The following is a 10,779-nucleotide window of genomic DNA, read 5'->3' on the forward strand; positions in this document are numbered from 1 at the left end:
GAAAAAATGCAAGCCCGCCTTGAACATCGGCCAGACGCCATGCTGATCCGCAGGCAGACCGTCGAGCACCCCTTCGGCACACTGAAATCATGGATGGGAAGCGCGCACTTCCTCACCAAGACCCTCGAAAAGGTGCGAACAGAGATGAGCTTTCACATTCTGGCGTATAACATAAAAAGAATGATCCGGATCTTCGGCGTCGGACCGCTGCTTGAGGCGATGCGCGCGTAATCGCTCGGTTCAATCCGTCTGCCTTCAATTACCGGAAAGTCCGGCCCGTCATAATCGCCGGCGAACACACCGCGTTTTTACACGACCTCGGTCGGTAGGCGACATTCAAATTGCCCCACTACTTGCCTCCCCCCGCCGCCACGCCGCTTTCGTTTCGTCGCAGAAATCGTTGAGACGGCCCCCCGCTATGGCGCGGCGCATCCCTTCCATCAGATCCTCGTAATAGGCGAGATTGATTTCGGTCAGCAGCATCATCCCAAGAATCTCGCCGGACTTGACGAGGTGGTGGAGATACGCGCGGGAATAGGTTCGCGTTGGGGCGTTAGCCGAATTGGGATCGACCGGGGCCGGATCACTTGCATGGCGCGCATTGCGCAGATTAAGCCGTCCGGCCCGCGTATAGGCGAGGCCATGGCGCCCCGCCCGCGTCGGCATCACGCAATCGAACATATCGACGCCGCGCCGCACGGCCTCGATGAGATCATCCGGCGTCCCGACGCCCATCAGATAGCGCGGCTTGGTCCAGGGAAGCTCCGGCAGCACACATTCGATCATGGCGAGCATAATGGCCTGCGGCTCGCCAACCGCAAGGCCGCCCAGCGCGTAACCATCGAACTCCAAGTCGACGAGGGCCCGCGCGCTTTCAAGCCGCAGCGCCTCGCTGGCGCCGCCTTGGACGATGCCGAACAAGGCCCGGCCCGGGACCTTTGTGAAGGCCGCCTTCGATCGCTCGGCCCAGCGCAGCGATAAAAGCATCGCCCGGCGCGCCTCCTCCTCGGAACAGGGAAGCCGGACGCATTCGTCGAATTGCATCTGAATATCGGCGCCGAGCAGGTCTTGAATCCGCATCGAGCGCTCCGGCGTCAGCAGATGCCGCGCGCCATCGATATGGGATTGAAAGGTGACGCCGTTTTCGTCGAGTTTTCTGAGCTTGGCGAGCGACATGACCTGAAAGCCGCCTGAATCGGTTAGGATCGGCCAGGGCCAATTCATGAATTTATGCAAGCCGCCGAGTTCGGCGATGCGCTCGGCGCCGGGGCGCAGCATGAGATGATAGGTATTGGCGAGCACGATATCGGCGCCGAGCGCCTTTACCGCTTCGGGATGCATCGCCTTGACGGTCGCCGCTGTCCCGACCGGCATGAAGGCCGGCGTGCGGATGGCTCCGCGCGGCGTCGCGATCGTCCCCGTGCGGGCCGCGCCATCGCTCTGCGCTGCTTCGAAGCGGAAGGCCTCGGTCACATTGGTTCTCCACCCGAAGCCGGAAACAAAAGGCAGGCGTCGCCATAGCTGTAGAAGCGATAGTTTTCCGCGATTGCATGGGCATAGGCCTGCTGCATGCAGGCAAGGCCGGAGAAACTTGCGACAAGCATGAACAAAGTCGAGCGCGGCAGATGGAAATTGGTCAAGAGCGCATCGACCGCCTTGAACTTATAGCCCGGCGTAATGAAGATCGAGGTGTCGCCGGCAAACGCCATGATCGCGCCATCCGCGCGGGCCGCCGATTCCAGAATCCGCAGGCTGGTAGTGCCGGCGGCGATGATCCGCCCGCCCTTTGCCCGCGCCTGGTTCAAGGCCTCGGCCGTCGCCGCGCCGACTTCGCCCCATTCCGCATGCATCTTGTGGTCGGCGGTATCCTCGACCTTGACCGGCAGAAACGTGCCCGCCCCGACATGCAGCGTGACCGTCTCGATCGCAACGCCGCGCGCTGCAAGCGCTTCGACGAGCTCCGGCGTGAAATGCAAGCTCGCCGTCGGCGCCGCGACCGCGCCGGGGCGCCTGGCGAAGAGCGTCTGATAGTCGCGCGCGTCCTTGGCGTCGGTCGGGCGCTTGCCGGAAATATAGGGGGGCAGCGGCATGGATCCGATCCGCTCGATGGCCTTGTCGAGCGCGACTCCCGAGAGCGCGAAAGACAGCAGGACTTCGCCCGCTTCGCCTTTGCCGACGACCTCGGCGTCAAGGCGCTCCAGGTCTTCGGCGCCGGCGGCGAAGCGAATTATTTCGCCCTGCCTCAGCTTTTTGGCGGGCCGGACGAAAGCGCGCCACAGCGCGGCGGCTTCCCGCTTATGCAACATCGCCTCGATCCGCGCGCTGGCTTCGCCTCTGACGCGAAAGCCCGCAAGCCGCGCGGGGATGACGCGCGTATCGTTGACGACCAGAACATCACCGGGGTTGAAAATGTCGGGGAGGTCGCGGACGGAGCGGTCCTCCAAAGGAAGAGACTCATGCGGCCGAACGACGAGGAGCCGCGCCGCATCGCGCGGCTCGGCCGGGCGCAACGCGATGCGGTCTTGAGGCAGATCGAAGTCGAAGAGATCTACGCGCATGATGGCTTAGAGCGCGTCCCGATCAGATGGGATGATCCGATCGACGATGCATCGCGCGATGTCGCTCCGGCGTCGCCACGCGGACCGCCGGGCGCAAAGCTTGATTCAGCTCAAGGTCGCGCTGATGATCTTGTCAGGATCCTTCACCGGCTCGCCGCGCTTGATCTTGTCGACATTCTCCATGCCCGAAATCACCTGCCCCCAGACCGTATATTGCCGATCGAGAAAGCGGGCGTCGGAAAAACAGATGAAGAATTGCGAATTGGCGGAATTCGGATCCTGCGAACGGGCCATCGAGCAAATGCCGCGCACATGCGGCTCGGCGTTGAACTCCGCCTTAAGATTGGGATAGCTCGATCCGCCGGTCCCTGTCCCGCGCGGGCAGCCGGTCTGGGCCATGAAGCCATCGATAACGCGGTGGAAAACAATCCCGTCGTAGAATTTTTCGCCGACCAGCTTTTTGATGTGCTCGACATGGCCAGGCGCGAGATCGGGCCGCATCTTGATGACCACCGGTCCTTGCGTGGTCTCTAACGTGAGCGTGTTGCCGGCCTCTGACATGCGGAACTCCTGCTTGATTGACATCTTTCAGGGCCGACGCAATAGCCGATGCGCGCGTTGAGGTAAACCGAAAGGCGCGGCAGCGGCAAGACAAGGAAAGCCTGGACGAGAGCGGCAAGGAATTCGATCTGCCGAATTATGCAAGAAGATGAACGCGAGAGCCAAGCTTCGCATGCAACATCTTCGTCATGCATAGTTCTCGAGATGCTCGGACATCGTCTTGGCGAGGCAAAGCGCCGGCTAAGTCGAGACGGACGCCATTGAATCTAGATAAAAAAATTCTTGCGCATCTGCTGGCGAATGCGCAAGAATTAAAACATGACTTAGCTAAGGGTAAATGTATTTACGGACAGTTTTCGCCAGCACCCGCGATCAATAAAAATTTCCGCCTCCGTGATTCAAAATCCCGGAGAAGACTTCCAAGCCGTAAAGCGAGGCCACGGATCGCATCCCCGGAAGTGATGACTATATTGCGCCTACAATGATCACTGCGCATCCCCCAAATAGGATAGAAAGCTCAACTTTAGCGTTGGCCGACGAGCAGATCCCGCCTATCGTGGCGAAGGGGGCTTGCACATATGGCGAAATTCGACGAGCGCCGCGCTGCGGGACTCATAGACGGATTTTATGAGGCCGCGGCCAGACCAGAGCTTTGGCGCGGCTTGCTGGAGCAAATGGCGGGCGCTCTTGGCGCTGAGGGATGCGTGCTCGTTCCTGGATCGGCATCGCCTATTCAACCCGTCTGTTCCGCCTCGATGGACGAGCTCTGCGCCGCCTGCATCGAGCAAGGATGGCATGACAAGAATATTCGGATGATGCGTGGAATCGAGGCGCTCAAAACCCGCAATGGCGTGGTGACCGAAGGGATGCTCTTTAGCCCCTGGGAGCTCGATCACCTTCCCTTCCATGCCGAACTCATCAATCCCTTCAAACTCCGTTCGTTTGCAGGGATGATCATTGGCGGCAAGGGACCGTCGAGCCTCGCCTTGTCGGCCGAGCGCCGGGTTGGACAAGACCCATTTTCATCTTTCGAGGTAGAGATGCTGCGTCGACTGGTCCCGCATATTCGACGAGCCGGACAGCTGTCGCTGCGTCTTGCCGGCGCACACCAGGGCGGCCTGCTGGACGCTTTCAACATTTTCGATTGCGGCGCAATTCTTCTCGACTGGCAGGGCCGAGTCTTGCGGGTGAACGCCAAAGCCGAAGCTTTGATGGGTCCCTGGCTGACGGTCCGCGCTGGCTTCTTGAATGCAGGACACAAGGATTGCGACTCAGCGCTCCAAAAGCTGATCGCCTCGGTCATAGCGAGAGGGCCGCTGCATGAGGCCGATCCCATTGGCGCAATCGCCATTGAACGGCCAAGAGCGCGTCCACTTCTCGTCCATGGAGCCCCCATGGCGAAATCCGCGCGAGATCTTTTCCAGCAAGCAAGGGCTGCTCTGATGCTCGTCGATCCGGACGAGCATCGGGCGCCGCAGGAAGCATTCTTGCGCCAAGTCTTCGGCTTCACCAATGCCGAAGCCGCGATCGCGGCAGCGCTTGCCTGCGGTCAAGACATCGACGAAATCGCGCAGGCGCGGGGAGTTCGCCCCGCCACCATCCGCAATCAGATCAAAAGCATCTTCGCGAAGACAGACACGCGGCGCCAAGCCGAGCTTGTCGCCCTGCTGCTTCGCTCCTCCACTCCAAGATGATCTTCTTGAAATTGAGTAGCGTTTACTTCGCTTTGCCCGAACCGGCGTCCGCGGCGATCTGCATCTTGACGATCTTATCGGGCGTGGAAACCTGGCCGTTGTTTTCCTTCGAGCCTTTCTTGATCTTGTCGACGACGTCCATCCCGGAAACCACTTGGCCGACGACAGTATATTTGCCGTTGAGAAAAGAGGCGTCGCCAAAGCAGATGAAGAATTGCGAGTTGGCCGAATCCGGATCCGACGAACGGGCCATTCCAACCGTGCCGCGTTTGAAGGGCGTCGGAGTGAACTCGGCGGGAAGATTGGGCAGATCGGACTTGCCGGTCCCGGTCCCGGTCGGATCGCCGGTCTGCGCCATGAAGCCGTCGATGACGCGATGGAAGACGACGCCGTCGTAAAATCCCCGCTTCGTCAGCGCTTCGATCTGCGCGACATGCTTGGGGGCGAGATCAGGCCGCAGCAAAATCGTGATCCGGCCGTCCTTGGTGTCGAGATAGAGCGTGTTTTGCAGGTCCTGCGCCGGCGCGGCGGCGGCGACGTTCGAAACAATGGCGAAAGCCAAGGCCAAACAAAAAACCATGCGGTGAAGCGTCATTGGCGTGCAATCCTTCCCTGAAAATTCGTCGCAGGCGTTTCTATGCCTGCCTTTTAGCGCTAAGCGCGCGGGCGACTGCGCCCGGCACGAAGCTCGACACATCGCCGCCCATGCCGGCGATCTGCCGGACCAATGTCGCGGTAATGTGACGAACCGGCGGCGAAGCGGCAAAAAACACCGTCTTGATCTCTGGCGCCATCGCCGCATTCATGCCCGCCATTTGCATCTCATAGTCGAAGTCGCCGCAATCGCGAAGGCCGCGCACCAGCCATCTCGCACCAGCAGCGCGCGCCGCGTCCACCGCAAGTCCGGAAAATGCGCGCACCGAAAGCTTGCACAGTCGCGCCGCGAGAAAATCATGACAGGCTTCCTCGATCAGCTTGACGCGCTCCTCGAGGCTGAAAAGGGGCGTCTTGCCCGGATGAGCGCCGATCGCGACAATGAGCTCGTCGCAGAGGCCCGCCGCGCTTTCGATCACGTCGACATGACCATTGGTCAAAGGATCGAAAGAGCCCGTATAGAGCGCGATGCGGGTCATGCGATCCTTCTGCTCGGGCGAACGAGGCGAGACGTCAATCGAGGCTTTGAATCCGCCGCCTCAATTCACGCCGAGCTTCTTCTGCAGGTTGGAGGATGAGGTCGTGTATTGGAAGGTCAGCCGCTTGTCCGGATAAACATAGCGGTGGGCTTTTTGCGCCGCCAGCGCGCCCTCGTGAAAGCCGCAGAGAATGAGCTTTAGCTTGCCGGGATAGGTGTTGATGTCGCCAATGGCGAAGATCCCTGGAATATTCGTCTCGAATTTTTCGGTGTCGACCGGAACGAGATTCTCGTGGAGATTGAGGCCCCAATCGCCGATCGGGCCAAGTTTCATCGTCAGCCCAAAGAAGGGAATCAGCCTTTCGCAGGCGATTTCGCGCGCGGATCCGTCACTGGCCTTGAGCGTTGCAGCCGAAAGCTCGCCGGCCTCGCCAGCTAGGGCGGAAATCTGACCAATGTGCAGATCGATTTGATTGCCGGCGACAAGTTCGCGCATCGCCTTGACCGAATGCGGCGCGCCGCGGAAATCGTCGCGGCGATGGATCAAGGTCAAGCGCTTGGCGATCGGCGCCAGATTGAGCGTCCAATCGAGCGCCGAATCGCCGCCGCCGACGATCACGACATTCTTGCCGCGAAAATCCTCCATCTTGCGCACGGCATAGAAGACCGACTTGTCCTCGAAGACTTCGATTCCGTCGATTGGCGGCTTCTTCGGCTGGAACGAGCCGCCGCCGGCGGCCACGATGACAACCTTGCATTCGAAGCTTTGACCGCCGCTGGCGCGGACGCGAAACAGGGGCGCCTCGGCAGTCCCTAGGACCTCCAGCGCCTCGACCATTTCACCATAGTGAAAGGTCGGTTGAAACGGCTCGATCTGCCGCAGCAATTGATCGACGAGGCCCTGCCCCGTGACGAGCGGATGGCCCGGAATATCGTAGATCGGCTTTTCCGGATAAAGTTCGGCGCATTGGCCGCCGGGTTTGGGCAGAATGTCGATCAAGTGGCATTTAATGTCGAGCAGGCCCAATTCGAAGACCGCGAACAGCCCGGCCGGCCCGGCGCCGACGATGACGACGTCGGTCTTGATGCTTTCACTCATGCCTGCTCCCACTCCGCCCTGCCGCCACTCATATCTTGCCCCCGTTCATGCCTTGCTCCAAATCGCTCTGCTCGAAATTGCCGGCGAAGGATCTGCTCGGGAACGGCGCTCGCCCGCGCATTGCTGACCAACGCGCCTTAACGCAGGCTGTCGAGGCGCTCCGGCAATCGCCGGCGTCTGCGCGCTCATACGATTGCTTTCCGGAATTTATGGCCAGAATCCGCATCGCGCCAAAGGTTCAGCCTTGGCGCTCCGGCGTCGTGACGACCAGACCGTCAAGTTCCGCCGTGACCTTGATCTGGCAGCTCAGCCGCGAGTTTGGCTGAACCTTATAAGCAAAGTCCAGCATGTCTTCTTCCTGGTCGGAGGGTTTGCCGACCAGGTCGAGCCAGGCTTCGTCGACATAGACATGGCAGGTGGCGCAGGCGCAGCCGCCGCCGCATTCGGCTGTGATCTCCGGCACCGCGTTGCGGATGGCGTTTTCCATGACCGTCGTGCCCAATTCCGCCTCGATGGTCCGGCTTTCGCCAAACGAGTCTCTATAAGTAATTTTGGGCATGGATCTCGCTTAAATGCTCTATGGGCGGTCCTTCAACCGCCCAGGAAGGCGCTCGACGCGCTTGCGGAACTTCCACACGCCGACCACCCTTGACCGACCACACATGGCCGAAGTTCGAAAATCCTGCAAGACTCTAAAATCCACGCGAGCCCAACCTGGCGCTCCTCCATTGCCCCAATTTAGCGGCGGACGCCGCGATCCGGCTCTTGCCGCCGTCAGGCGCGATCCACGACGGGCGGCGCTAACCGCCCCTCGAACGATGGTTTCGCCAAGGTCACGGCGATGAGATCCGACGCTTCTCCAATGGCGGCCGCAAGCTCGCGCAGCGCGGCATCGGCCGCGGGACCGGCGCCGGCGGAATGGGTCTCAAAGATTTCGGCCGCCTGGCCGACGCGGATCGCCCCGATGGCGCGCGCCGAACCTTGCAGCAGGTGGGCGAAATCGGCCTTTTGGCGCGCCGTCATTGGCTGGCGCCCCTGCAACTGCTGCAAAATACTCGCGGCCTGGCTTTGAAATGCGCGCAGCAGCTCCGCCTCCAGATCGGCGTCGCCGAACGTCTGCCGGGCAAGATAAGCAAAATCGAGCGCCAAATCAGGCGTTTCGCGCTCCGAACAAGAAATTTCCATTTCCTTCGCGTCGGAAGCGCCGGTCTCGCGGCATGGACGTTTCATAAGCTCCATCACCTCGCTTTTCCGGCCTTCTCCCGCAGGGCGCCGGCGATCCGAAGAAATCGTTCAATCTCGGTCTCACTATGTAAACCAGCTAGTCTTGCGGCAATCTTGCCGGATTTGCGCGTCCGAGCCTTTTAGCTGAGATTGCAAATCTCGCTCAGAACTTCGCCGCCAACGGTGAAAGCCAAGATGGCGCCGCTAAGTTTCATGCATGATGGGGTTTGAGATGGCCGAGAGACCGCTGGCCCAGTCTATTTCGATTATGGTCATTGTCTTCGCGACTGTCTTGGCCGCTGTCTGCTCATGGCCGCGTTAACGATGTTTTTAAAAGGATGCGCCAGTCGGGTTTGAATCCTTTCATTCCAGCTGTAAAGTAAGATTTGGTTAACGGTTCCGTTTGCGGCGGCGCCGGTTTGTATTCGCGCCAGGCTCAGGCTCGTCGCGAACGACTTTCAAGAGGCACCCGATGGCGAGTTCCAAGAAAACTCAAGATCCCGCGGCGGCGGCGCTGTTAGCCATTGAAGAGGCCTTGAACCTCAGGGGCGGCGATCCCGCCGAAAATTTGGGCGCGGACTCGAGCGGCGCGAAAGCCGCCGAAACCGCGAATGAGCCGCTTGCCGCCAAACGCGGGGCCGAGGCCGCGCAACCGGACTTCTCGAAAAAGCCGCGCGAGGGGGCGGCGCGGCCACAAGGTCAAAAGCCGCCGGCGAGCGATGAAGACCTCCTGTTCGGTCCCGCGCGCGCCAGCAGCTCCCCGGCGCAGCGCGGGGCTGGGCGCGGAGAGCGATCCGGCTCGATCGCGCCGGCGGCGCTGCCGGCCAATGACGACCGTCATTCCGTCGGTGAGATTCTTCGCGCCTTCCAGGCCCGGTCGAGCCGGACTCCGACGCTCCTTGCAGCGCTCGGCTCAGGCCTCTGGATCGTGCTTTCCCTCGGCTATCTCATCGCCAACCGGGAAGCGCTTTTCAGCCTGCCCACGGGCTCCCTGCTGCCTCCGGCGGTGCTCTATTTCCTGACGATCGCCGGCCCCGCCATCTTCTTCTTCATCATCGCGGTGATGGTCCAGCGCGCCCAGGAAATGCGGATGACCGCCCGCTCGATGACCGAGGTCGCGATCCGCCTCGCCGAACCCGAAACCATCGCCACCGAACAGATGGTGACCTTGTCGCAAGCCATCCGCCGCGAGGTCGCCTCGATGGGAGACGGGATCGAGCGCGCGCTCGCGCGGGCAGGCGAACTCGAAACCCTGGTCCGTTCCGAAGTCTCCAATCTGGAGCGCTCCTATGCGGATAATGAGCGCCGCGTCCGCTCGCTGATCGACGAATTGGCGTCCGAGCGCGAGTCCATCCTCGCCAATGCCGATCGCGTGCGCGGCGCGATTTCTGTCGCGCATGACACGGTTTCCCGCGATCTCGAATCCGCCTCCTCCCGTTTCGCAGAAAGCGTCGGCGAGGCGGCCGGGCGAGTCACCGCTTCGCTCAGCTCGAAGGGAGAAGACATTAAATCCGCCCTGAACCGCGGCCGGGACGATCTCGTCAATCACTTGACCGCCCACGGGACCGAACTCGTCAATACTCTGACGCAGACAAGAAACGACGCCTCGGTCAATCTCGCCGCCGCCGGCGACGGCATCGCGCAGACGCTCTCGCAGCGTTTGGCGGAAATGGAGGATCGGTTCAAGACCGCCCGCGAAATCCTCGCCGCCGATCTTGGCATGCGCGCCGACGCCCTGACCGAACGGCTTGACGCCGCTGGAGCCCAGATCGCCGATGCGATTTCCTCGCGCGGCGAAAATCTTGCGGGCCGGCTTGCGGAAACCGGCGACAGGCTGCATGAGGTCGTCGCGGTTCAGGGCAATGCCCTGCATGACCGCCTCGCGGAAATGAGCGAACGCTTCGGCAGCCTGATCGAAGACAGCGTCGGCGCCGCGCGCGAGTCGCTCGACGCTTCGGCGCAAGGCGTCACCGCCGTCTTCGAAGAAGGCCACGAGAAACTACAATCGCAATTCGAACGCCACGGCGAGGCGCTGCACCAGCGTTTCGCCGCGACCGCCGAAGAAACCGCGAGCGCTCTGACCAACCACACAGAGGCATTGCACGAGCGCGTCGCCGCAACCGTTGGCGAGACGCTCAAGGCCCTGACAAGCCACTCCGAGCAGCTTCATTCCTATTTGGATGCGACGGCGCAAGACACCGTCCTTGTCTTCAGCAGCCATACAGAAGCGCTGAACGCACAACTTGCATCCACGCTCGGCGAGGCGGTGACGGCGCTGACCGATCACTCCAATCAGATGAGCGAGCGGATCGAGGCGACCGAGCAGCGCTCCATCGCCGCCTTGACCGGCGGGACCGAGGCGCTGCATCAGCGCCTGGAGTCAACGCTCAGCGAAACCCTTGGCGCTCTCACAGCTCATTCGGAGCAGATGAGCACGCGCTTGGAGGAGACCGCGCAGCGTTCCGTCACCGCTTTCACCGGCGGGACAGAGGCCCTGCACCAGCGCCTCAA

Annotated in this window: 11 protein-coding genes; 3 read left to right on the plus strand and 8 right to left on the minus strand. The window is 61.4% G+C overall.

What is annotated here, in order from left to right; all coding sequences use genetic code 11:
• Positions 1-231, plus strand: a 231-nt coding sequence (locus DL86_RS18270; protein WP_036264655.1) for a transposase, incomplete at its 5' end; no start/stop codon positions are given.
• A 105-nt stretch (positions 232-336) separates the two neighbouring features.
• Here DL86_RS18270 and tgt read toward each other — a convergent pair.
• From tgt to DL86_RS18285, 3 genes are all read right to left on the minus strand, one after another.
• Positions 337-1,473 carry a tRNA guanosine(34) transglycosylase Tgt gene (gene tgt, locus DL86_RS18275; protein ID WP_036264656.1) on the minus strand — a complete coding sequence of 379 codons (1,137 nt, stop codon included), beginning with the start codon at positions 1,471-1,473 and terminating at the stop codon, positions 337-339.
• On the minus strand, positions 1,470-2,558 hold the full coding sequence (gene queA / locus DL86_RS18280) for a tRNA preQ1(34) S-adenosylmethionine ribosyltransferase-isomerase QueA (RefSeq protein WP_036264657.1): 1,089 nt from the start codon (positions 2,556-2,558) through the stop codon (positions 1,470-1,472). Before queA ends, tgt begins: the two co-directional genes overlap by 4 nt.
• Before the next feature lie 105 nt (positions 2,559-2,663).
• On the minus strand, positions 2,664-3,119 hold the full coding sequence (locus tag DL86_RS18285; RefSeq protein ID WP_036264711.1) for a peptidylprolyl isomerase: 456 nt from the start codon (positions 3,117-3,119) through the stop codon (positions 2,664-2,666).
• A 578-nt stretch (positions 3,120-3,697) separates the two neighbouring features.
• Between DL86_RS18285 and DL86_RS18290 the strand changes: the two genes are divergently transcribed.
• The gene (locus tag DL86_RS18290) at positions 3,698-4,813 is read left to right on the plus strand and encodes a helix-turn-helix transcriptional regulator (RefSeq protein WP_036264658.1); all 1,116 of its coding nucleotides are present in this window, start codon (positions 3,698-3,700) and stop codon (positions 4,811-4,813) included.
• Positions 4,814-4,835: 22 nt separating this feature from the next.
• On the opposite strand, the gene DL86_RS18295 is transcribed toward DL86_RS18290, so the two are convergent.
• The 5 genes from DL86_RS18295 to DL86_RS18985 all read right to left on the minus strand — a co-directional run bounded on the left by DL86_RS18295 (position 4,836) and on the right by DL86_RS18985 (position 8,274).
• Complete coding sequence (locus tag DL86_RS18295) at positions 4,836-5,408, minus strand: peptidylprolyl isomerase (protein ID WP_036264659.1); 573 nt, start codon at positions 5,406-5,408, stop codon at positions 4,836-4,838.
• A gap of 40 nt (positions 5,409-5,448) precedes the next feature.
• Positions 5,449-5,946 (minus strand): pantetheine-phosphate adenylyltransferase, encoded by a 498-nt coding sequence (gene coaD / locus DL86_RS18300; RefSeq protein WP_036264661.1) that lies wholly within the window; start codon positions 5,944-5,946, stop codon positions 5,449-5,451.
• A gap of 60 nt (positions 5,947-6,006) precedes the next feature.
• Positions 6,007-7,044 (minus strand): NAD(P)/FAD-dependent oxidoreductase, encoded by a 1,038-nt coding sequence (locus DL86_RS18305; protein WP_036264662.1) that lies wholly within the window; start codon positions 7,042-7,044, stop codon positions 6,007-6,009.
• A 238-nt stretch (positions 7,045-7,282) separates the two neighbouring features.
• Entirely contained in the window at positions 7,283-7,603 is a 321-nt protein-coding gene (locus DL86_RS18315) for a 2Fe-2S iron-sulfur cluster-binding protein (protein WP_036264665.1), read from the minus strand.
• Between the two features lie 215 nt (positions 7,604-7,818).
• Entirely contained in the window at positions 7,819-8,274 is a 456-nt protein-coding gene (locus tag DL86_RS18985; RefSeq protein ID WP_156964745.1) for a histidine phosphotransferase, read from the minus strand.
• 466 nt (positions 8,275-8,740) lie between these two features.
• On the opposite strand from DL86_RS18985, the gene DL86_RS18325 reads away from it, so the two are divergent.
• Positions 8,741-10,779 (plus strand): apolipoprotein A-IV repeat region-like domain-containing protein (locus DL86_RS18325; protein ID WP_036264667.1); only part of this gene is annotated, 2,039 nt, incomplete at its 3' end.

Source organism: Methylocapsa aurea (genome assembly GCF_000746085.1).
GTDB lineage: Bacteria > Pseudomonadota > Alphaproteobacteria > Rhizobiales > Beijerinckiaceae > Methylocapsa > Methylocapsa aurea.